Raw genomic sequence first — 22,779 nt, 5'->3', positions numbered from 1 at the left:
GAATTACTGGGGTTTTCCAGGCCACATGTCGAAGTCGTATTTCCACAACCAGTAGAAGGTGTAATCGGAAATCCAGCGAGGGGTTCCGTAGGTCATGATGTCCACGAAAGCGCCCTTGTCCTTACTGGTTCCGCTTAAGGGATCCCAGCCATTCACGCCTATCACCCCATTCGAGTACGGGTAATTCGCATCCCACGGCGACGCAGGGACATTCCCCGTCAGCGGCCACTTGATGTGATCACGGCCATGGGCGTGCCCCACTTCATGGGCGATCACCTCACCTTCATTGTAAAGGTAGAGAACAAAGTGATCGCTATGGGTGCCCACCCCCCGAGCATTCCCGCCATTCACCAGGTATGTGTGCCCGGCGATTCTAGGAACAACGAGGGCGACAAAGGTGTTCGCGGGCTGTGCCCCATTAATTCCAAGTGTGGATGTCATCGGCACCCACTCCTGCGCGAAATCGTGAACATCGCCCCAAGCCGAACTCGACTGGGACAAATTAAAGGGCGGCAGACTTCCATCGGAATAAACGCCGGATCCTTTGGCTGTAATCAGATTCCCCGACTCGTCCTTGTAGTCTTCAGAACAGACAAAGAATGGGTCGTTTTGTGGCACCACAATCGTAGGGCTGGTGGCAACCGGGAAGTAAGATTTGATGCAAGTCTCGGCAGCCGTCGCAGCAGCAGTAAATTCGCTGGCATCGGTCCTCCCAACCCACTCCACCTTTCGAGTTCCGTTATCGACATAAATGTATTTCACACGCACCAGCTTAATGGTCATTGGTGGTGCAGCCTGGAATGGGATTGTCAGGTTCAAAACCTCTGGGGTAATACCACCAGGAGGCTGGATCGTTAGCTTGAGCGCCAGATTTCCTTTCACGTTGGCTTTGGGAATCACGAACGCATCCAGGAGGAGCTTGGCGCTTGGCTTGTAACCGCCGAGCAAACCTGTATTCGCCGGTTTGGCGGTGACAGTGATCGGAGTAAACGTCGAATCAGCCGGGATCTCAATCTTCACTGGGATCGCGGTGGACCATTGATTGCTGCTTGTAAGGTTGAACTTCACGAGGGCCGGACGATCAATGACCAGAGGAACGTTCTTCCATGTCTGGGTACCGGTAACCGTGAAAGTTCCGCCAACAGAGCTGCCCGCGACTTCCACACCCTGATTAAGACTGAGATCGGTCATAGACCAAGCAGGGGCAGGCATGGTCCCAAATAGCGTGGATCCGATCATCAGCGTGGTGCTGGCCAAATCAGCGGCCATCATCCCGTTTGGCCCTGCTGCCCTTGCTTGTGCGATCACCGCAGGAGCTTCCATGGGCGCTTGCACCTGTCCAGCAATGAACACACTTCCGTCATTCATCAGCGCGAGTTTGGGTTCACTCAGCCCGTAGTCCAAGGTATCCATGACGGACCAGGTCCCGCTCGCCGGATCATATGTTTCAATCAGGCCTAAGTACCAGTGTCTATCATCGACATCGACTTGGAAATATCCGCCTGCCACGAGCACCTGCCCCGTGGGAAGTAGGATTGCGGCGTGGCCGGCACGGGGGAAGGCCATATTGCCGGTGGCCGTGAATGTGCCGTTCGCAGGATCGAAGATCTCGCAGGAGGACGTTGGAATGTATTGATCCTGCCTGGATATATCACCATAGGCTCTCTCGTTGTGTGAAACACCTCCCACGATCAATACACGCCCATCAGCCAAGACGGTGGCTGTGTGATCTAAGCGCTTGCTGGTCATTGTCCCCACGTAGGTTGCCGTGTTCGAACCAGGCTCGTAGAGCATAGCGGCATTCATGATCGGCCAATCTGGGTCCGAATTTCCATTCGGCCTCGGCATGTCGGTGTATCCCCCGCAGTAGAATGCTCGTCCATCCTGGAGCCTAACTAATGGAAACCAAAGTCCCCACCATAGGTTTTGCCAACTGATGCTCAAGAAGCTGCCTCCCGTGAAAATACTCGCATTGGGGTCAAAGTCCCCGTAGAAGGTGCTTCCGCCAAGGATCAAGGCCTGGCCATTGGCCAGAGCTAAGCTTGAACCAGCCTTGTTGAGGTTCCAGATTTCACTGCCCTGGACCGTCGTCCCCTTCATGAGCGGCAGGGAGGTCCACTGTTCCGTTGCGGGGTCATAGCACTCGGAATGGGGTAGGTCACCCATTCCGTGAAGTTGCGGGTCACCCAGCTGGTCGCGATTGCCGTACCCCTGGACGGCCAAAACGCGCCCATCCGTTAGGAGGACTGCCTGATGGCCGCTTCGGGGAACATTGAGAGAACCCGTTCGGAGTGTGGTTCCGGACGCCGGGTCGTAGATGAAGCAATCCCCGGCAACGTTGATCCCATCGGGGCTGCCGCCAGCGATCAACACGCGCCCATCCTTCAGCGCCGTCACCGAATGGTAGGCATATAGGGCGTTGGCTGGGGCGGTGTAAACGCGTTCCATGGAATGCTTCACAAGGATGACGGCAGTGCCAAACTTGTTGGAATTCGTCTTGCTGGTGGCTTTAATGACGTAATACCCTGGATAGCCGGCAGTGAAGACCCCGCTCTCGTCGATCTTGCCAAAGACCAAGCCGCTGACAGGGTCCACGATATTCTGGTTCACCTCCCAGATCACGTCAGGATCCTGGCTTCCATAGACCGTGGCTGAAAAGGATTGGTAGGATCCCGTGGCCAGTTCGGCCACGATCGCGGGAGTGACCTCCACACCGACCGTCGCTGGAGACGGCGGACCCGCATCTCCGCTGGGAGCTCCCCCGCCTGATAGGCCGCTATCATCCACTACCACCGTGGCCATGGCATGGGCCGTAGGATCCAAGGAACTGGTGGCAAGGACAGAATAGGTGCCCTTCACTGATGGCGCAGTGAACGTCCCATTCCAAGTGACGGTTCCCCCTACGGGCGCGGACCATACGACGTTGCCTGCCGAAGTTGCAGCCATGAATCGGTAGATGGCGTTCTTGGCCAGGGTGACTTTGGTGGGAGTGAGGTAGATTTTGATGGCCTTGACGACTACCGTGAGGGATGCGCTCACGGCGGGATCTAGCGAACTCGCAGCCGTGGCCGTGTATGTTCCTGGGAGGTTCGGTGCGGTGTACCAACCTTCCTGGTCGAAACTCCCGCCGGTTGCGCTCCAAACCAAGCCTCCGGCGTTCACGGAGAATCCGAAGTGGATCCTCGTGGCGGGTTCGAGCACGATGTAGTCTGGGTCCACTGTGACCACCAGGGGTACGACGGTGACAGTGACGGAGGCGCTGCGTGTGGGGTCGGCCACGCTGGTCTCGGTGATGGTGTAGGTGCCTGGGACCAGGGGAGCCGTATAGATCACTTGCTCGTTGTATTGGCCCGATACAACGAGGGTCCCGGCACTCGCTGTCCAGGTCACCGTCGGGTCATACCCGTTCAGGACGGTGATATTGCGCGCGAACCCATTGGATGTCCCGGCAATCATGGTGCGGGGGCCAGGATTGACGGCGATGGACAGGACAACGGAAGCCAGGACGGTAACGGACTGCGCGACGCTACCCAGAGCGTTCCTGGCGGTCAGCGTGTAGGTTGTAGCCGTTCCGGGCGTGACGAGCAAGGAGGTAGTACCTGTCACATCCACCTGCCCGGGATCAAGGGTAAGTGAACTTGCGCCGTCAACGGCCCAACTCAAGGTGATGCCTTGGCCTGGTGCCGTGGCGGGTGGATTTGCGGTAAAGGCTTGGATGATCGGCAAGGCAAGCACCTGAACCGTGGTGGACCCGCCACGCGTAGGATCGTCGGCGCGGAACCCAGTGATGGTTGCGGTGCATGACGTTGCCGGAGCTGTGAATACGCCGTTGGCGTCTATCGAACCAGCAGTGGTTTCCCAGGTTGCCTGAACTGCGCTGTTCTGATCGAAGGCTGTGAAGGCGAGAGTCCCGCCGGCAGCCAAGATCGTACTGGATGGGACCACGCGCAAGGCCTGAATCATTGGCAGGACTTCAATCCAGGCAAAACCCTTGCGCCCATCGGCGGTCAATGCGCTTACCACATACGTTCCTGCCCGGGTGGCGCGGAAACGTCCGGATCCACTTATGGTCGCATCGGCAGGGTTGACAGACCAGGTTACCGATCCACCTCCTTGGATTGTCGCGGTGAAGTCGATGAATTCGGCCGCGTGGACCGATTTCCAGAAGGGCGTAATGGCGACCTCGGGTTGCGAATCGAAAAGCAGGCTGGATACACCCTGAGAGGTTTCCTCATTCACGCCAGCCCAGAGTACCCGTCCGTCCGCCAAGGGGGCCGCCCACACGATGCCGGTGGAGGGTCCGGAGGGGCTATCAACCTGGAAGTATCTGGACGTTGCGGGATCGAAGATGGTTCCCCGGGATCCAGCCTCGCCGGAAAGTACGTGCCCATCAGGCAGAGGCAATGCGGACAACAGGGCATTTGCCCAGGGCGGGTTGGGACTGACGATGGTGAATTGCCCGGTTCCTGGATCAAAAAGCTCTGTATCCGTCCCAAAAACAAGAACCCGGCCGTCGGGAAGCAAGTTGAGCCGCGGATGCGTGGCGGGTCGTTGCAGGGAGCCACTGGGGGCGAAGGCTTGGGTGTTGGGGTCGTAGATTTCAGCATCCAACTGGTATTCGCCGCCCAGACCCAGGCCTCCGACGATCAGCACTCGGTTGTCGAACAGTCTTATCGCGCTATGCCGGGACCGAGGTCCCCTCATTTCGGGAAGAAAGACCATTTGATCGATCGATGGATTCCAGACTTTTGCGCAATTCAGGGGGAAGCCGGGCCATAAGAAATCGCTCTGGTCCCTGTAGATATACTCGCCCCCAGCGAAGAGGACGTTCCCATCTGCAAGCAATGTTGCGCTGAACTGCTGCATTTCGTAGCCGAATTGGGGGTGGGTCACAACACCGGAATTGGGGTCGATCCTTTCGGAACTCTGGGACCCTGCAAAGAGCAGACTGCCGTCCGCAAGGCAGAGAGGAACCGTGTAGTCTCGACGCTCGAGCGGTGCCAGGGTCGTGAAAGATCCGGGCAGGGGGTCGTAGACCGCCAAGGACATGGCCAGGGAGGTCTCGTCAATGATCCCGAATGCGGCGACCCGGCCGTCCCTAAGGGGAACAACCCGGCACAATTCATTGTCACTGTAGGTCCAGAGGTTCGAGTAAGTGCGTGTCGGCAGGCTTCCGGTCCGCTGGATGGTTCCCTTGGGGGACCGCACGGCCACTCCCAACTCAAGTTCGTCTTTGCCTCCGAAGGCATTTTCTACGACCAATCGCTGGTCGGGGGAGCCGAGCGCATTTACGATGGTTGGTACCCCGGACGAAACGCTTCCCTGGTTCGGTTCAATGCGACCGTTTCCGCCTTGGAATACGGCTGCCACAGTTACCGTTTCGCCCGGTTTGACCACCGGAGGATCAATCGAAAGGGATTGGATCCAGGGGAAGGATGCTTGGCTGCGGTAGATGTAGGTGGTGGACCCGCCCGCATTGCTGGCTTCGAGCCGGACTGTGACCATGTCCATGGTGTCGATGTAATCCCCGATGTTCAGCGGCATGCTGCTCTGCCCGGAGACTTCGTATTCATGGCCTACCATATCCTTGATGGTTACACTCGACGCTTGGTTTACGGACCAGGCCAAGGCACAAGGCTGGCCCAATGCTATGGGAGAAGGCGTAAGGCCTACCGAAGTGAAGACGGGTCTCCCGCCGTTGTCTGCGAGGGTGAGCGTGGTCGTGATGGATTTGGACGGATCGGCGACGCTGGTTGCCTGGATCGTCGCGGTTCCAACGGTGGAGGGCGCACAAAATAGGGGATTGTAGTTTCCGGAATAGTCGAAATGGCCACCTCCGGACAAGACTGTCCAGGTGGTGCGGGTGTCCACTGTCCCACTCACGGTGACCCAGCATTGCAATTGGTCGCCCAAGGCTACCAGGTGGTCGCCGGGATAGGTGCTGATGGAGGAAATGCCAACAGCCCGGACTGTGACCGTGGCGCTTCCCCTGGCGCCACTGCCGTCCGCAGAAGTGGCCGTGACCGTGACGGAGCCCGCAGCATTAGGCGCAGTGAATACCCCGTCCTGCCCGATAAAGCCTGCGGTACAGGTCCAGGTGACAGCGGTCTGGATGGTGCCAGTAACCGTTGCAGTGAAGGTTCGTTGGCTTCCCTGATCCATGGTCACCGATATGGGAGCCACCGTGACTTTCACAGGGATGGTCTGGATGGCAGCATTGCTGGTCACGGCGCCATAGGCGTTGGAAACCCGGACCGTGAAGGCCGTGCCGTTGTCCGACATTACGGCTGGCGGCGTGGTGTACGAGGACGCGGTGGCACCCGGAATGTCTGCGCCATTCCTGGCCCACTGGTAGGCCAGCGGAGCGGTCCCGGTGGCCATGACGGTGAAGGTTGCCGAGGAGCCAAGGTTTGTGGTTCTGCTGGTGGGCTGTGTTGTGATGGCTGGGGATTGGCCCACGGTGAAACTCGTGGAACTGGTTGCGCTACCTCCGGGCGTCGCCAGGGCGATCTTGCCGGTGGTGGCCCCTGAGGGCACGACGGCGGTGGCGGAGGTGGCGTTCAGCACCGTGAAGGAACTGGCGGCCGTTCCATTGAATTTTACGGATGTGGTACCGATGAAATTGGTGCCGGTCATGGTGACTGTTGTCCCCACCCCGCCGCTGCTCGGGCTGAAGCTGGTGAGTTTCGGAGCCGGGACGAAGGTGAAGGTCGAACTGCTGGTGGCTGTTCCTCCGGAAGTCGTCACGCTGATTTTGCCCGTCGAGGCCGAGGCTGGGACCACCGCGGTGATCCTCGTGGGACTGTTGATCACGAAGCTGCTGGCCCCCACGCCGTTGAATTTCACAGCGCTGGCTCCGGTGAAATTGCTGCCGTCCAGGATCACCGAGGTTCCCGCCCCGCCAAGGGCCGGGGTGAAGCTGCTGATGGCTGGGCTTGCCGCGGGGGCCAGGATGCAGCCGGAAGCCATCCCGCAGGTCACAAAGGCCTTCATCATTTGCCGCAGCATGGAGGACGCCTCGGAATCTTCCAGGGCAATGAACCTTGCGCTGCAGGAACCCTTCCAGTCGCAGGGGGCCGCCGACCTGGCCTAGCAACAAACCGTGGTGGCATGACTTGAGTTTTGAAAATTTCACCAAGAATAAACTGATTTCAAAAAAGTCCATATCGAATTTTGACATTTTGAGGGTGCGTCCTGGAAACCCTCCCCGCCTCCTGGCGAGCGATGGGGCATCCGGCCTGCGGAAGGCGCGCAGGCCAAACGGAGGAAGGCCGCGTCGGCCGGCCCGGTCCCGGCCTCCGGCGGGCCCAGGGCGTCTCCACCAACGGAAAGGCCGCCCGGAGGCGGCCTTTCTTCTTGGTGGACCTGAACAGGATCGAACTGTCGACCTCCTCATTGCGAACGAGGCGCTCTCCCAGCTGAGCTACAGGCCCGAGGGGACCAGTGTAGCGCCGGGACCGGCCTACATCAACTCCCTCATGCAGGCCTCCAGCACCTCGCGGCCGGGTTTGACCTTGTCCTGGGCGATCGTGGCCAGGGGTTCCTCCACGGTGTGGGTGTAGTCGTGGAGGATGGGTTTGCCGGTCTCGATGTGGAAGATGCCGGTGAGGAACTCGCCGCGGGCGTGGGCCTCGTGGATCTCCTTCATGGCCTTCAGGCGGTCGGTGACGTCGAAGTCCTTGCCCACGCTCCGGAAGGTGAGGCGGGAGCCGTCGGGCAGGCCGACTTCCATGGCCTGGCCCGCGTCCAGCTCCATCTCCTCGTGGTCGTAGTAGGGGATGAAGCCCAGCTCCTGGAGGGGGATCTCCCGGTCCTTGGCGTTCTTGTAGCTCTTGGTGGAGCTGTCGTGGTTGTTGAAGGTCACGCAGGGGCTGATGACGTCGATGAGGGCCGTGCCCTCGTAGGCCAGGGCGGCCTTGAGGATGGTGCCCAGCTGCTTCGGGTTGCCGCTGAAGGAGCGGGCGACGAAGCCGCAGCCCAGCTCCATGGCCAGGGTGCAGGGGTCGATGGGCTGGATCTCGTTCACGTCGCCGTGCTTGAGGGTGGAGCCCACGTCGGCGGTGGCGCTGAACTGGCCCTTGGTGAGGCCGTAGACGCCGTTGTCCTCGATGATGTAGACCACGGGGACGTTGCGGCGGATCATGTGCACGAGCTGACCCATGCCGATGGACATGGAGTCGCCGTCGCCGGAGGCGACGATGTTGAGCAGGCTGCGGTTGGCCAGGGCCGCGCCGGTGCAGACCGCGGCGGCGCGGCCGTGGACGCTGTTGAAGCCCCAGGCCTGGCTCATGAAGTAGGTGGGCGTCTTGGAGGAGCAGCCGATGCCGCTGAGCTTGGCGACCCGGTGGGGTTCCAGGTTCATCTCCCAGGCGGCCTGGATGATCTGGGCGGTGATGGCGTCGTGGCCGCAGCCGGGACAGAGGGTGGACTTGGCGCCCACGTAGTCCTGCTTGGTGAGGCCGAGCTGGTTGGTGGGGACGGGGGCGGTGGCGGAAGTGGTCATGGTCCGATCCCTCAGGCTTCGAAAGCGTTGATCTGGTCGACGACGGTCTGGGCCGTGATGGCCGTGGAATCGTAGTGGAGCACCTTGCGCAGCTTCGTCGCCCACTGGGGGTAGAACTCCCGGATGAGCCCCGCCATCTGGCCGTCGCGGTTCTGCTCCACGACGTAGACGACCTCGTGGCCCTCGATGAAGGCCTCGAGCTCGGGAGTGAAGGGCAGGGCCCGCACGCGCAGGTAGTCGGTTTCCTTGCCGTGCTGCTCCACGAGGATGTCCCGGGCCTCGGCCACCGCGGGATCGGAGGAACCGTAGGCCAGGATGCCCCGGGAGACCCCGGGACCCGTGAGGAGCGGCTTGGGCACGTAGTCGCGGGCCGTCATGAACTTGCGCTTGAGGCGATCCACCGTGGCCTTGAACTCGTCGGGCTTCTCCGAATACAGGGCGTAGGGGTTGTGGCCGGTGCCGCGGGTGAAGTAGGCGCCCTTGCCCCCGGGGGTGCCGGGCAGGGTGCGGTAGCAGATGCCGTCGCCGTCCACGTCCTTGTAGCGGCCCCAGTCGACGACGGCCTTCAGGCCGGCCTCGTCGAGCACCTTGCCGCGGTCGTAGCGGGACTCGGGGTAGGCGAAGGGCTCGCTCGCCCAGTTCTGCATGCCCAGGTCCAGGTCCGAAACGACGAAGACCGGCGTCTGGAAGCGCTCGGCGAGGTCGAAGGCCTGGTAGGTGAACTGGAAGCACTCCTCCATGGTCCCGGGGTAGAGGCAGATGTGCAGGGTGTCGCCGTGGCTGCACTTGGCGCACAGCTCCACGTCGCCCTGGCTGGTGCGCGTGGGCAGGCCCGTGGAGGGGCCCATGCGGGTCACGTTCACGAAGACGCCGGGGCACTCGGCGAAGTAGCCCAGCCCGATGAACTCGCTCATGAGGCTGATGCCGGGGCCCGAGGTGGCCGTCATGGCCCGGGCGCCGGCCCAGCCCGCGCCCACCACCACGCCGGCGGAGGCGATCTCGTCCTCCATCTGCACGATGGCCACGTTGAGCCGGCCCGTCTCCGGGTCGCGGCGGTGCTCCTTGGAATAGTCGATGAGCTGCTCGACGACGGACGAGCTGGGGGTGATGGGATACCAGGCGACGACGGTGACCCCAGCGAACATGGCGCCGAGGGCGCAGGCGGTGTTGCCATCGATGATGATCTGGCCCTGGGTGCGGTCGAGCCGCTCGATGCGCAGCCTCGTCTGCCGGGGCGCCTCGGCCTGGGCCCAGTCGAACCCGGCCTGGACAGCCGCCTGGTTCAGATCGATGGCCTTCTGCTTGCCGTCCAGCTGCTTGGCGATGGCCCGCTTCACCTCGTCCATGTCCAGCCCGATCATCTGGGCGGCCACGCCGACGTAGACCATGTTCTTCACCAGCTTGTGCAGCTTGGGCTCGGGGCAGGAGGCCGCCACCAGCTTCTGGAACGGCACCGCGCAGAAGGCGAGGTCGTTGCGCAGGTCCGACAGCTTGAGGGGCTCGTCGTAGATGAGCACCGTGCCCGGGGCCACCTTCGCCACGTCCTCCTTGGCGGTCTCCGGGTTCATGCAGATCATGAGGTCGATGCCGGCCTTGCGGGCCTTGTAGCCGCGGTGGTTGGCCCGGATCTGGAACCAGGTGGGCAGCCCGGCGATGTTCGAGGGGAACAGGTTCTTGCCGGTGACGGGCACGCCCATCTGGAAGATCGTGCGCATGAGCACCGTGTTGGCCGTCTGCGACCCGGAACCATTGACGGTGGCCACCTCGATGGAGAAATCGTTGACGAGGGTTCCCCCGCCGACGCATTCAGAGGTGGATGGCTGCGTGAGCATGATTCGGCCTCCCAGTGGGAAAGGTATTGTGACGCCGGGTTTGGGCGCGCGCTGGTGAATTTATGCGATGCGCCGGGGGAAACATTACCAGATTGGTCGGATAAGGACCATCCAGTCGTTGGGATTTTTTCGGAAGGGCGAGGCGAAAAAAAAGGGATTGACCCCGGAGGGCTTTTCGTCTATCTTATGGGGTATGAAGCCAATGGACCTCACCAAACGGCAGCTTGCTGTCCTGCAGTTCATCCGTAAGTTTCTCGAAACGGAGGGGCGAAGCCCCACGTTGAAGGAGATTGCCGAAGGGGTGGGCTCCAGCGCGGTCAGCACGATCCATAAGCATGTCCAGCACTTGATGGATAAGGGATTCCTGGACCGGAGCCACGGCAAGGGCAACAACATCGTCCTCGCCCAGGAGGCCGGTGCCCCCGCCCGGGAGCCCAGCGCCTGGGGCCAGGACGACAGCAAGCGGGGCCGTTCCGTGCCCTTCTGCGGCGACGTGGCCGCCGGCACGCCGCTCATCCCCGAATCCCGCGCCATCCCCCTCGAGGTGCCCAACTGCATCCACCGGGACCGGCAGGAGCTCTTCGTCCTTCGCGTCCGTGGGGATTCCATGATGGAGGACTCCATCCTGGACGGGGACCTGGTCGTGCTCCAGCGCCGGGGCGACTACCGCAACGGCGACCGCGTCGTGGCCCTCATCGACGGCGAGGAGGCGACCCTCAAGGAATTCCGCCGGGATCCGCAGGGCGTCTGGCTGATCCCCCACAATCCCGACCTGTCCCCCAAGTGCTTCGCGCCGGACCGCATCGCCATCCAGGGCGTGCTCGTGGGCGTGATGCGCAGCTGCTGACCGATCCCTCGCTCCCGCGCGCCCCCGGCCCATCCGGGGGCGCGCCGCGTACGTCGTCCAAAAGGTTGGTTGTGCGCGGCGGATCCCGCTAGACTCGACAGGAACCGGAGTACTCCAGGATGGTGTTCTTCAATCACGCCACGCGTCAGATGACGACGAAGATCGTCTATTACGGCCCGGGCCTGTGCGGCAAGACCACCAACCTCAACACCATCTACGGCCGCACCTCGCAGAAGGCCCGGGGCGAGATGGTCTCCCTCAACACCGAGACGGACCGCACCCTCTTCTTCGACCTCCTGCCCATGGACGTGGGCATGGTCGGCGGCTTCAAGACCAAGCTGCAGCTCTACACGGTGCCGGGCCAGGTGTTCTACAACTCCACCCGCAAGCTCGTGCTCAAGGGGGTGGACGGCATCGTGTTCGTGGCCGACAGCCAGACGCCGATGCTGGACGCCAACAAGGAGAGCCTGCAGAACCTCCGGGACAACCTGCGGGAACTGGGGCTGGACATCCAGGACATCCCCCTCGTCTTCCAGTGGAACAAGCGGGATCTGCGCAACATCGTCCCCGTGGAGACCCTGGAGGCGGAACTCAATCCCGACGGGCGCATGAGCTTCCAGTCCGTGGCCCAGGACGGCACGGGGGTCTTCGAGACCCTCCGGGGCATCACCCGGATCGCGCTGGCCCAGATCAAGGCCCTCCACCTGGCCGACGGCGCCCGCACGGCGCCCGCGCCGCCGCCGCCTCCGCCGCCCGCCCCGGTGGCCCTCGATGCCGCGTCCCTGCAGGTGCCCGCGGAGTTTCGGACGCCCCCTCCCGTTTCCGACGCCACCCAGACCCAGGGCGTCTCCGGCGCCCGGGACACCCGGGGCGACGCCGAGACCTCCTCCGGGTTCGCTGCGCCGGCCCCGGAGCGCGGCACCCAGCCCGTCCGGGCCCCCGGGATCCAGGTGATGGCCCCCCTGCGGGTGAAGGTCTCCCCCCAGGGCGCCCCGCCGGTGCCCCGCGTCGTGATCAAGCCGCCCACCCCCCGGGGGACCTCGCCGGGCCTGCGGCCGCTGCCGGTGCCCCTGCCGACCCGCCCCGCGGCGAGCCGCATGCTGGCCCACCGGGTCGACCTGGCCCCCGCCGTCCAGGACGGGGACCTGGAGGTGGTGATCACCGTTCGCCAGGCCGGAGTCGAGGTCGGCCAGGCCACCCTCCACCGCCCGGCGCCCGGGCATGGCGGGCTGGAACACCTCACCCTCGAGCTGAAGAGGTCCTGAATGAACGCAGCACCGATGCTCATCGCCCTCCTCGCCGCGGGCCAGGCCGGGGCCCAGGTGCCCGCCTGGTGGAAGGCCTTCACGGCCTCGCCCCGCCTGGAGAGCCGGTTCACCCAGACCTCCGAGAGCGCCGTGTTCGGCCAGCTGAAGCGGACCGGCCTGCTGCGCCTCGCCCGGGGCGGGAAGCTGCGGGTCGACTACCACCAGGGCCTCCTCCTGGTGGCCGACGGCACCTCCCTCGTCCAGTACGATCCCTCGACGCGCACGGCCCAGAAGGTGGACATCCAGGGCGCCCTCAAGGACGCCCCGCTGCTGGCGGTGCTCCTGGATCCCGCCGCGCTGGAGCGGGTCTACACGGTGAAGCCCGGCCCCGGCGCCGACGCCTTCAGCCTGGAACCCCGCGCCAAGGGCCTGCCGCCCGTGGCGCTGACGGGGCGGGGCGGCCTGCCCCGGAGCCTGGCCTGGACGGATCCCACCGGCGCCAGGCAGGTGCTCACCTTCGAGGACCCCCGGGTGCCCGGGAAGCCCTTCGAGGGATCGCTCTTCACGTTCAAGGCCCCGGCCGGGACCCGGTGGCTCAAGCCTTGAGTTCCTTCTGGATGAAGGCCACCACGTCGTCGGTGTTGGTGCCGGGCTGGAAGACCGCGCGGATCCCCACGGCCTGAAGGCCCGGGATGTCCTCGTCGGGGATGATGCCGCCGGCGAACACGAGCACGTCGTCGATGCCCTTCTCCTTCATGAGGCGCATCACCTCGGGGAAGATCTGGTTGTGGGCGCCGCTGAGGATGGACATGCCCAGCACCTGGGCGTCCTCCTGCTCGACGGCGGCGACGATCTGGGCCGGCGTCTGGCGCAGGCCGGTGTAGATCACCTCCATGCCCGCGTCCCGGAGGGCGCGGGCCACGACCTTGGCGCCGCGGTCATGGCCGTCCAGTCCAGGCTTGGCGATGATCACGCGGATGGGGGAAGTGGACATGGGTCTCTCCAGGCTATGCCCGGATTATAGGGTGTTCCGGGCCCGGCCCGGGAGCAGTTGTGACGGAGTTGCTCAGGGCACTTCCTTGACGGCGACGATGGTCACCGGCGCCGCGGGCACGTCCTTCATGCCTTTCTGCTCGGAGGTCTTCACCTTCGAGATGCGCTCCACCACGTCCATGCCCTTGACCACCTTGCCGAAGGGGCAGTAGCCGAAGTCGCCCAGGGTGCGGGCCTTGTGGTTGAGGGAGGGGTTGTCCTTCACGTTGATGAAGAACTGCGCCTTGGCGGAATCGGGCAGGCTCTCCCGGGCCATGGCGATGGTGCCGCGGGTGTTGAGGAGCTTCTTGGCCTTGGCCAGATCCGCCTCGTTGCGGATGGAGGCCCCCACGTTCTTCTTGGAGAGGTCGGGCAGGTGCTGGCCGCCCTGGATCACCGTGATGGAGCCGCGCACCACCCGGTGGAAGATGGTGCCGTTGTAGGTGCCGTTGCGGACATAGGCGAGGAAGTTCTGGACCGTCGCCGGGGCGGCCTCCGGGGCCAGCTCCACGGTGAAGGCGCCCAGGCTGGTGGCGATCTCCACCTTCGGGTTGCCGGCCAGCAGGGGCAGGGCCAGGGTGAGGGCGAACAGGACTTTGCGCACGGAATGCTCCTGGAAGGGGGGGACGTATTATCCTAGCTCAACCCGGAGACGCCCATGATCCCGCTTCTGACAGCCCAGGACATGAGGGACCTGGAAGCGGACGCCATCCAGGGCTGGGGCGTCCCCTCCCTGGTCCTCCAGGAGCACGCCGCCCTGGGCGCCCTGGACCTGCTGCCCGCCTCGGGGCCCCTCCACGTGCTGGCGGGCCCCGGCAACAACGGCGGGGACGCCCTGGCCCTGGCGCGCCTGGCGCGCCTGCGGGGCCGGGCCGTGGACGTGTGGGTCCTGGAAGGGGTGCCCGCCTGGAAGGGCGACGCGGCCCTCCAGGCGCGGCTCTGGGAGGGGATCGGCGGGACCTATCGCATGGCCGACCACCCCCAGGCCGCCGTGGAAGGCTTCGCCGGCTGGGTCGTGGATGGCCTGTTCGGCCTGGGGGCGCGTCCCCCCCTGCGGGGCGCCGCCGCCGCCTGGGCCGGGGCCCTGGCCGGCCACCCCCGGATCCTGGCCCTGGACCTGCCGTCGGGCCTGGATCCGAGCGCCGCTGAAGTGCCCGGCCCCGTGATCCCCGCCGCCCGCACCGCCGCCTTCGGCCGCCTCAAGGTCTGCCATGGCCTGCGCCCGGCCCGGGACCTGTGCGGCGCGATCTCCGTCGTCCCCATCCCCCTCCGGGGCGAGGGCCCCTGCGCCCTGCGCCTGCTGGAGGCCCCCGCGCCCCGCGCCCCGCGCTGGGACACCCACAAGGGCGAGGCCGGGCACCTGGCCATCCGGGCCGGATCCCGGGGCATGGCCGGGGCGGCGGTGCTCGCCGCCCTGGGGGCCCTGCGCATGGGCGCCGGTCTGGTGACCGTCTTCTGCGACGCCGAGGTGCGGGCCGAGGTGGCCGGGCAGGTGCCCGAGGCCATGGTGCGCCCCTGGGAGGGCGCCCTCCCCGCCGGCTTCACGGCCCTTGTGGCGGGGCCCGGCGGCATCGCCGAGGTGCCCGCCTGGGAGGGCCCCCTGGTGCTGGACGCCTCCGCCCTGCAGCCGGGGGAAGGCCCCCGGTGGCTGGCTCGGCCCGGCACCGTCCTCACCCCCCATCCGGGTGAGTTCAACCGGCTGTTCCCCGGGGCCGCGCCCCTGGGGCGGGGCCCCGACGCCCGCATCGCCCGGGTCCGGGAGGTGGCGGACGGTCCTGGCGTCCTGGTCCTGAAGGGCGCCCAGACGCTGGTGGCCGGAGGCGGCCTGGCCGAGGTCTGGGCCAATCCCACCGGCCATCCCGGCCTCGGCACCGGGGGCGCCGGCGATTTCCTGGCCGGCATGGTGGGGGCCCGGGGGGCCCAGGCCGCCGCCGCCGGCGGCGACCTCCGCGCGGCCGCCGCCGAGGCCGTGTGGCTCCACGGCGCCGCCGCGGACCGCCTGGGCCCCGGCCCCATCCTCATCCGCGAGCTGGGGGAAGCCCTGGCCGCCCTGCTCAGGACCCTGCACGGAGGACCCCATGACTGAGACCCGACCCCTGGCCGGCGAGGCCGCCACGGAGGCCCTGGGCGCCGAACTGGCCCGGACGACCCCCCCGGGCGGCACCTGGCTGCTGCGGGGCGCCCTGGGGGCCGGCAAGACCACGTGGACGAGGGGCTTCGTCCAGGGCCTGGGCGGCGACCCCGACCAGGTGGCCTCCCCGACCTACGCGGTCCTGCACCGCTACGCCGTGCCCGGCGCCCACGTCCATCACCTGGACCTCTACCGCCTGGGCGAGACCGGCGCCTGGACCCTGGGGCTGGAGGAGACCGTCGCCCCCGGGGACTACCTGGTGGTGGAATGGGCCGGCACGGAAGGCCCCTGGCCCACCGCCTGGGTCGCCGAACTGGCCCTGGAGGGGGAGGGCGAGGCGCGGACCGCCACCTGGCGCGTGCCCTGACGGATTCCCGCCGCCGCCGGCATCCATCCGGTTGCCCTGGGCCCGGGTTGTCCCGCACAATGGAGGGGACCCCACGGCCACCCAGGGGTGACCATGAAAGACAAGGCCGACAGATCCGCAGGGAACGCGGTCATCGCCGTGGACCGGAACTATGTGCCGATGATGGAGGTCGCCCGCCGCAAGGCCATCCGGGCCGTGGCCTCCGGCCGGGCCATGGTCCTGGATCCGGCGAGCCTCGACCGCCACGACAACCTGAAGGGGCGGATCCTCCTGATCATCTTCCCCCACGCCCGGGCCTGCGCGGAGAGCAAGCTCCTCATGGGCCGCCTGGACCGGCGCGTCATGCGGCGGGACCACTACCAGTGCCAGTACGAGGGCTGCCACAACCGGGCCGACACCATCGACCACATCATCCCCCTCTGCCAGGGCGGCCGGACCGCCTGGCAGAACCTCGTCGCCTGCTGCCTCCTCTGCAACCAGACCAAGGGCGGCCGCACCCCTGAGCAGGCCGGCATGCGCCTCAAGAAGGTGCCCGAAGCCCCCCGGGCGCACCTCTTCCGGCGGTTCGAGGAGATCCTGAAGGACGGGTCCGCGGCCTGAGGTTCCGGCCGCCGGGACCGGGACGCGGCGGAGGGGGGCCCGCCTCGGGTAGACTTGTCCCATGAAGACGATCTCCCTCCGCGTGGACGTGGACACCCTCGAGGGGTCCCTGAAGGGCATCCCGGCCCTGCTTAGGATGCTGGACAAGGTGGGGATGCAGGCCAGCTTCTACTTCAGCCTCGGCCCCGACAGCAGCGGGAAGGCCCTGCGTCGCATCTTCCGCAAGGGCTTCCTGGCCAAGCAGTTGCGCAACAAGGCCGGGAGCTACTACAGCCTGAAGACCATGATGTACGGCGTGCTCCTGCCGGCCCCGGTGATCGGCAAGCGCGCCGCCGCGGAGATGCGCCTGGCGAAGGCGGCCGGCCATGAGGTCGCCATCCACGCCTGGGACCACGTGCAGTACCACGACCTCCTGGACCGCAAGTCCCGGGCCTGGCTGGAAGCGTGGTTCCGGGACGCCCACGCGGGCTTCGAGGACGTCTTCGGGGAGAAGGCCCGGGGGGCGGTGAGCCCGGCCTGGCGCTGCAACGACCACACCCTGGAGATCCAGGAGGCCTACGGCCTCGACTACGCCGGCGACTGCCGGGGCACCCGCGCCTTCTACCCCGTGGTGCGGGGGCGGACCCTGGCCACCCTCCAGGTGCCCACCACCCTGCCCACCCTGGACGAGCTGCGGGGCCTGGACGGCCTGACGCCGGACGAGGTCAACGCCAAGGTCCTCGGGCTGGTGCGGGAGGACGCCCTGAACGTCTACGCCCTCCACACGGAGGTGGAGGGCGGGGCGCTGGCGGAGACCTTCGTGAAGTTCCTCCAGGGCCTGAAGGACCGGGAGGTGGTGGCCCGCACCCACGCCGACTGGGTGCCGGACCTGAAGGCCGCCAACCCCCCGGCGGCGGAGATCGGGCGCATGGAGATCCCGGGCCGGTCCGGATGGGTCAGCGTGGGCCTCTGAGTCCCGCCGCCGGGCGGCGGTGAAGTGACCCCCTGCACTCGGGCGGGCCTGGATAATCCGGACTGACGATCTGCCGGAGTTGCCCCCATGACGACGTTCATCAACGAACAGGACGCCTACGAACTGCTGGCCCGCGCGGGCCTGCCCGGCCTGCGCCGGGGCCTGGTGCGGAGCCTCGAGGACGCCCAGGCGCTGCCCTTCGCGCCCGGCGAGAAGGTCGTGCTGAAGGGCGTGGCCCAGGACGTGTGGCACAAGTCGGACCTCGGCCTGGTGCGGTTCGAGGCCTTCGACGCCGGCCGCATCTGGGCCCAGGCGCGCGAGATGGAGGCCCTCGGCGCCCCCCACGGGGCCTGGAAGGGCACGCTCGTGGTGGAGATGGTCGACTTCCGCAAGGTCTCCGGCCTGCCCACGGAGGCCCTCGTGGCCCTGCGCCGGACCCCCGAGGCGGGCTGGACCCTGGTCCTCGGCATCGGCGGCCTGCACACGAACGCCTGGGGCGAGGAGATCGCCCCCTGCCTGTGGCCGGTGAGCCTCGTCACCCCCGAGCAGGCGCTGGCCGACTTCAAGGCCCACTACCTGGGCAGGATCTGGCTGGGGGCGATGCGCCAGGGCAAGCCCCTGACCGACGAGACCACGATCCTGGACTGGCTCCGGGGCCTGTGGAAGCTCGTGGACCTGCTGGACGGCATGGGTGCGGAGCTCCTGGAGATGAACCCCGTCGTCCTGGATCCCCAGGGCCGCCCCGTGGCCCTGGACGGCGTCGGCACCCTGGGCGAGGTCCCCGCGCCGCCCGCGCCCGGGCCCGATCCCAAGGGCCTCCTGGACCTCCTGGTGAAGCCGCGCACCATCGCCCTGGCCGGCATCTCGGCCCGGCCCGGCACCCCCGGGCGCATGATCATGGACAACCTCCTCCTCTCCACCCTGGACCGGAAGGCGATCATCCCCATCAAGCCGAACACCGCCGAGATCGACGGCCTGCCCTGCCTCAACGGCGTGGAGGACCTGGCCGCGAACCCGGTGGACATGCTCATCCTCTGCCTCCCCGCGGCCCAGACCGTGGAGGCCATCCGCCAGCTCTGCGCGCAGGGCGGGGGGGCCCAGGTGGTCTACCTCGTCCCCGGCGGCGTGGGCGACGGTGCCGACACCGAGGGCCGGGGCCGGGCCGTTTCGGAGCTCCTGGCGGAGCGCCGCGCCCGGGGCCTCTGGACGCCGGCCCTGGTGGGCCCCAACGGCCTGGGCTTCGTCAGCAGCGAAGGCCGGGTGAACACCCTCTTCATCCCCCGGGAGAAGCTGCCGGTGGAGGCCCGCGGGGGCGCCCTGAGCATGGTCAGCCAGAGCGGCGCCTTCCTCATCAGCCGCCTCTCCACGGCCCCGCACCTCCCGCTCCGCTACGCCGTCTCCATCGGCAACCAGATCGACGTCAAGCTGTCGGACTTCGTGGCGGCCCTGGCCTCGGACGCCCAGACCCGCGTCATCGCCACCTACGTGGAGGGCTTCCAGCCCGGCGACCTCCTGGCCACCGCCAAGGCGGCCCGCGCCGCCGCCGCCCAGGGCAAGTGGGTGGTGCTCTACAAGGGCGGCCGCAGCTCCGAGGGCCAGAAGGCCGCGAGCAGCCACACCGGGGCCCTGGCCGGGGACTGGGCCCTGCAGCGGGCCCTCCTCAAGCGGGCCGGCGTCATCGTCTGCGAGTCCATGGGCAGCTACGAGGCCGCCCTGGCCTGGCTCGCGGCCTTCCCCGAGGGGCGCCCCTCCCGGGTGGCCGTCGTCACCAACGCCGGCTTCGAGTCCGTGTGCAGCGCCGACGTGCTGGAAGGGGCCCTCGGCGGCCACCAGCTGGACGAGGCCGGGACCGCCGCCCTCAAAACGCTCCTGGAGACCCACAAGCTCCAGGACCTGGTCAACCCGCGCCTCCCCCTGGACGTGACCCCCATGGCCGACGCCGAGGCCTACCTGGCCTGCACCCGGCTCCTGGCCCAGTCCGGCGCCGACACCCTCGTGGTGGGCCTCGTGCCCTTCACGCGCCGCCTGGACACGGAGTCGCCCGCCGCCATGGCGGCCTTCGCCCAGGCCCTGGCGGGAATCGCCCGGGAATCGGGCAAGCGCCTGGGCGTGGCCGTGGAGGGGGGCACCCTCTACGAGGCCTACCGCCAGGCCCTCATGGAAGCGGGCCTGCCCGTCTTCCCCAGCATGGAAAAGGCCCTCCAGGGCCTGCGGACGCTCGCGGAGGCCTGATGATCCCGGGCTGCCGGAGCAAGCAGCGGAGGGCGGAGCACGAAGCCCGCTCCTCGGTGGAGGATGGGGCGCGGCCTGCCCTGACCGCGGGGTGACCGCGTCACCCCGCCGCCCGTCCCGCATCCAACCCATTTCCGCTGAGAGGAATCCCATGCCCAAGACCATGATCGAACCCTTCCGCATCAAGAGCGTCGAGCCCATCCGCATGACCACCCGCGAGGAGCGGGTCCGCCTCCTGGAGGAGGCCAGGCTCAACGTGTTCAAGCTTCGCGCCGAGGACGTCCTCCTCGACTTCCTCACCGACTCCGGCACCGGCGCCATGAGCAGCCGGCAGTGGGGCGCCATCATGGAAGGCGACGAGAGCTACGCCGGCGCGCGCAGCTTCTTCCGCCTCCAGGGCGTGCTCCAGAAACTGACCGGCTACGAGCACATCATCCCCACCCACCAGGGCCGCGCCGCCGAGCGCATCCTCTTCGCGGTGGCCACCGAGAAGGGGCAGATCGTCCCCAACAACACCCACTTCGACACCACGCGCGCGAACCTGGAGTTCGACGGCGTCGAGGCCGTGGACCTGGTCATCCCCGAGGGCCTCCAGCCCGCCACCGTGCACCCCTTCAAGGGCAACATCGACCTCGGCAAGGTGGAGGACCTGCTGAAGAAGGAGGGCCACCGCGTCCCCTTCGGCATGCTGACCGTCACCAACAACTCGGGCGGCGGCCAGCCCGTGAGCATGGAGAACATGCGGGCCTACAGCGCCCTGCTGAAGAAGTACGGCAAGCCCCTGATCCTGGACGTGTGCCGCTTCGCCGAGAACGCCATGTTCATCAAGCTCCGCGAGCCCGGCATGCAGGACCGCACCGTCGAGAGCATCGCCCAGGAGATGTTCCGCCTCGCCGACGGCTGCACCATGAGCGCCAAGAAGGACGGCATGGTCAACATCGGCGGCTTCATCGCCCTCAAGGACGCCTCCCTGGCCGAGGCGGCCCGGGCCAACCTGGTGATCACCGAAGGCTTCCCCACCTACGGCGGCCTCGCCGGGCGCGACCTGGAAGCCCTGGCCGTGGGCCTCGAGGAGGGCCTCCAGGAGGACTACCTCCGCTACCGCCTGCGCACCGCCGAGTACATGGGCGAGAAGCTGCTGGCCGCGGGCGTGGACATCGTGCGCCCCACCGGGGGCCACGCCGTGTACATCGACGCCAAGGCCTTCCTGCCCCACCTCCAGCCCTGCGACTACCCGGCCTGGAGCCTCTGCAACGCCCTCTACCTCGAGGGCGGCATCCGCGGCGTCGAGATCGGCGGCGTCATGTTCGGCAAGCGCCTGGAGGACGGCACCGAGACCTACTCCGCCATGGAGCTGGTGCGCCTGGCCTTCCCGCGCCGGATGTACACCCAGAGCCACTTCGACTACGCCGCCGAGGTCATCTGCGAGCTGAAGGCCAAGGCCTCCGAGGTCCGCGGCGTGCGCATCGCCAAGCAGGCCAAGTTCCTCCGCCACTTCACGGCCGAGATGACCTGGGCCTGATCCGGACGGCCGGTATCCGCGCCGGGGCCTTCGGACCCCGGCGCGGGGCCGTGGGTGGCGGTCCATCCCCGGACCTGGCGGACGGAGCCTGCGCCGGGGGCCTCAGACGGGCGCGGGCTGGTCCTTGAGCCGGAGCACGGCGATCGCTTCCCGGCCGGCCCGGCGAGGGTGGCTTCGCTCGGCCGGGCCCAGGAACGCCACGTCGAAGACCCCCTCCACCAGCGTCCTGAATCCGGCCGGATCCTGGGCGAAGGGCGGCCCTTGCGGATCCCGTACCTGGGTGAAGAACACGACCAGCCACAAACCCCCGGGCCGGAGCCGCCGGGCGCAGGCCGCCATATAGGCGGCCCGACGCTCCGGGGCCATGGCCGAGAAGCAGGTGTGGTCGAAAATGGCGTCGAAGGCCGCTCCACCCCCGAACCAGTCCTCCTGCCGCCACGCCACCGCGTCGCCATACCGCGCCTGGGCCCGGGCCAGGGCGGGGGCGGCGAAATCCAGCCCCGTCACCTGGAACCCCCCCGCAGCCAGGGCGGCGGCATCGTGGCCGAAGCCGCAGCCGGGCACCGCCACCGTGGGCCCCAGCGCCAACCCCGCCGCGGCAACCCGGTCCAGGAGTTCGGGCAGGACCGGCGTCGGACCGTCCATGTCCCAGCCCGGCCGGTCTTCCCGGGCATAGCGGTCCAACCAGAATCCAGGCGAATCGGGCGTGAGGTCCAAGGGCGGGCTCCCGCCCCAAGGTAGCTGGTCCCGCCGAGAAACGCGCGCCCCTTTTCAGGCCGGCGCCGATGGCCGATGGCCGGGGGCCGGCCATCCATCTGGCCGATCCGGAAGGGAACGGGCTGGACCTGAAGGGGCCCTGCGGGTCAGCGGGCCCGGTGGCCGATCGGCAGCAGGGCCACGGCCCGGGCGCCTTCGGGGAGCTTGAGCGCCTGGCCCACGGCGGCCAGGTCCACGCCGACCGCGGTCCCCGCGCCCAGCTCCAGGGCCGCCGCCTGCAGCAGCAGGGCCTGGGCCGCGGCGCCGGCCTCATATGCGGCCAACCGGACAGCGTCCTCCTGGCCGGCGCCGTCGATGCGGCGGGGGGTGGCGGCGACCACCGCCACGGCCGGGGCCGCCGCGATCCAGGGCTGCATGGCCTTGAGGCCGCCGAGCACCTCGGCGGGGCCCCCGCCGGCCACCCGGACCAGGGCGTGGCCGGCCGGGAGGTAGCGGTAGACGCCGGCGGGCAGGCCCGGGGTTCCGGCCGTCACCAGGTAGAGATCCAGGGGATAGCGGGCCTTCGCCGAGGGCACCGTGCGCTTGCCGGGGCGGTTTTCCCCCTGGGCGGCCCACAGGAGCTGGGCGGTCTCCGCCAGGGTCGGCGCGGGGCCGGCCAGGGCGCGGACCGTGGCCCGGGCCTTCAGGGCCTCGGCCAGGGTGCCCCGGGGCGCGGGGGCGGGCAGCTGGATGGGGTCCTGGGCGCCCAGGAGGGCGGCGCCGCAGAGGAGGGCGAGCACGGGGCGCATGGTGGCTCC

16 protein-coding genes, 1 tRNA gene and 1 pseudogene are annotated in these 22,779 nt (G+C 67.4%); 10 read left to right on the top strand and 8 right to left on the bottom strand.

Annotated features, from left to right (window positions below; genetic code table 11):
* Positions 1-3: 3 nt before the first annotated feature.
* A complete protein-coding gene (locus R2J75_RS11620) occupies positions 4-6,381 on the bottom strand; it encodes a hypothetical protein (protein WP_243347176.1) in 6,378 nt (2,125 codons plus the stop codon).
* Here R2J75_RS11620 and R2J75_RS11615 point away from each other — a divergent pair.
* Positions 6,380-7,093: a hypothetical protein gene (locus R2J75_RS11615; RefSeq protein ID WP_316410225.1), complete on the top strand. Its 714-nt coding sequence runs from the start codon at positions 6,380-6,382 to the stop codon at positions 7,091-7,093. The two genes, R2J75_RS11620 and R2J75_RS11615, sit on opposite strands and share 2 nt — an antisense overlap.
* 264 nt (positions 7,094-7,357) lie before the next feature.
* On the opposite strand, the gene R2J75_RS11610 is transcribed toward R2J75_RS11615, so the two are convergent.
* The 3 genes from R2J75_RS11610 to R2J75_RS11600 form a co-directional block, all read right to left on the bottom strand.
* A tRNA-Ala gene (locus tag R2J75_RS11610) sits at positions 7,358-7,433 on the bottom strand.
* Between the two features lie 29 nt (positions 7,434-7,462).
* A complete protein-coding gene (locus tag R2J75_RS11605; protein WP_243334487.1) occupies positions 7,463-8,503 on the bottom strand; it encodes a 2-oxoacid:ferredoxin oxidoreductase subunit beta in 1,041 nt (346 codons plus the stop codon).
* An 11-nt stretch (positions 8,504-8,514) separates the two neighbouring features.
* The gene (locus R2J75_RS11600; RefSeq protein WP_243334489.1) at positions 8,515-10,335 is read right to left on the bottom strand and encodes a 2-oxoacid:acceptor oxidoreductase subunit alpha; all 1,821 of its coding nucleotides are present in this window, start codon (positions 10,333-10,335) and stop codon (positions 8,515-8,517) included.
* A gap of 67 nt (positions 10,336-10,402) precedes the next feature.
* Between R2J75_RS11600 and lexA the strand changes: the two genes are divergently transcribed.
* From lexA to R2J75_RS11585, 3 genes and pseudogenes are all read left to right on the top strand, one after another.
* On the top strand, positions 10,403-11,182 hold the full coding sequence (gene lexA, locus R2J75_RS11595) for a transcriptional repressor LexA (protein WP_308220529.1): 780 nt from the start codon (positions 10,403-10,405) through the stop codon (positions 11,180-11,182).
* Between the two features lie 119 nt (positions 11,183-11,301).
* Positions 11,302-11,877: pseudogene (locus R2J75_RS19915) on the top strand (GTP-binding protein); the annotation flags it as partial.
* A 570-nt stretch (positions 11,878-12,447) separates the two neighbouring features.
* Positions 12,448-13,035 (top strand): LolA family protein, encoded by a 588-nt coding sequence (locus R2J75_RS11585; protein WP_243334495.1) that lies wholly within the window; start codon positions 12,448-12,450, stop codon positions 13,033-13,035.
* On the opposite strand, the gene R2J75_RS11580 is transcribed toward R2J75_RS11585, so the two are convergent.
* Positions 13,025-13,423 (bottom strand): cobalamin B12-binding domain-containing protein, encoded by a 399-nt coding sequence (locus R2J75_RS11580; RefSeq protein WP_243334498.1) that lies wholly within the window; start codon positions 13,421-13,423, stop codon positions 13,025-13,027. The genes R2J75_RS11585 and R2J75_RS11580 overlap by 11 nt on opposite strands.
* Before the next feature lie 72 nt (positions 13,424-13,495).
* On the bottom strand, positions 13,496-14,065 hold the full coding sequence (locus tag R2J75_RS11575; RefSeq protein WP_243334499.1) for a peptidylprolyl isomerase: 570 nt from the start codon (positions 14,063-14,065) through the stop codon (positions 13,496-13,498).
* 54 nt (positions 14,066-14,119) lie between these two features.
* Between R2J75_RS11575 and R2J75_RS11570 the strand changes: the two genes are divergently transcribed.
* The 6 genes from R2J75_RS11570 to R2J75_RS11545 all read left to right on the top strand — a co-directional run bounded on the left by R2J75_RS11570 (position 14,120) and on the right by R2J75_RS11545 (position 21,265).
* Positions 14,120-15,547 carry an NAD(P)H-hydrate dehydratase gene (locus tag R2J75_RS11570; RefSeq protein WP_316410224.1) on the top strand — a complete coding sequence of 476 codons (1,428 nt, stop codon included), beginning with the start codon at positions 14,120-14,122 and terminating at the stop codon, positions 15,545-15,547.
* Positions 15,540-15,959 carry a tRNA (adenosine(37)-N6)-threonylcarbamoyltransferase complex ATPase subunit type 1 TsaE gene (gene tsaE / locus R2J75_RS11565; protein WP_243334501.1) on the top strand — a complete coding sequence of 140 codons (420 nt, stop codon included), beginning with the start codon at positions 15,540-15,542 and terminating at the stop codon, positions 15,957-15,959. Before R2J75_RS11570 ends, tsaE begins: the two co-directional genes overlap by 8 nt.
* 93 nt (positions 15,960-16,052) lie before the next feature.
* The gene (locus R2J75_RS11560; RefSeq protein WP_243334502.1) at positions 16,053-16,559 is read left to right on the top strand and encodes an HNH endonuclease; all 507 of its coding nucleotides are present in this window, start codon (positions 16,053-16,055) and stop codon (positions 16,557-16,559) included.
* Between the two features lie 61 nt (positions 16,560-16,620).
* On the top strand, positions 16,621-17,511 hold the full coding sequence (locus tag R2J75_RS11555; RefSeq protein ID WP_243334503.1) for a polysaccharide deacetylase family protein: 891 nt from the start codon (positions 16,621-16,623) through the stop codon (positions 17,509-17,511).
* Positions 17,512-17,598: 87 nt separating this feature from the next.
* Positions 17,599-19,743 (top strand): acetate--CoA ligase family protein, encoded by a 2,145-nt coding sequence (locus R2J75_RS11550; protein ID WP_243334504.1) that lies wholly within the window; start codon positions 17,599-17,601, stop codon positions 19,741-19,743.
* Positions 19,744-19,894: 151 nt separating this feature from the next.
* Positions 19,895-21,265 carry a tryptophanase gene (locus R2J75_RS11545; protein WP_243334505.1) on the top strand — a complete coding sequence of 457 codons (1,371 nt, stop codon included), beginning with the start codon at positions 19,895-19,897 and terminating at the stop codon, positions 21,263-21,265.
* A gap of 102 nt (positions 21,266-21,367) precedes the next feature.
* Here the strand turns inward: R2J75_RS11545 and R2J75_RS11540 are convergent, their stop codons facing one another.
* Both R2J75_RS11540 and R2J75_RS11535 read right to left on the bottom strand, forming a co-directional pair.
* On the bottom strand, positions 21,368-21,949 hold the full coding sequence (locus R2J75_RS11540; protein WP_243334507.1) for a methyltransferase domain-containing protein: 582 nt from the start codon (positions 21,947-21,949) through the stop codon (positions 21,368-21,370).
* Positions 21,950-22,128: 179 nt separating this feature from the next.
* Positions 22,129-22,770, bottom strand: coding sequence for a nitroreductase family protein (locus R2J75_RS11535; RefSeq protein WP_243334509.1), 642 nt, complete (start codon positions 22,768-22,770; stop codon positions 22,129-22,131).
* Between the last annotated feature and the right edge of the window lie 9 nt (positions 22,771-22,779).

Source organism: Mesoterricola sediminis (assembly GCF_030295425.1).
In the GTDB taxonomy this organism is placed as follows: domain Bacteria; phylum Acidobacteriota; class Holophagae; order Holophagales; family Holophagaceae; genus Mesoterricola; species Mesoterricola sediminis.
The sequence above is the reverse complement of the archived record's forward strand: the minus strand, read 5'-3'. Positions and strand labels throughout refer to the sequence as shown.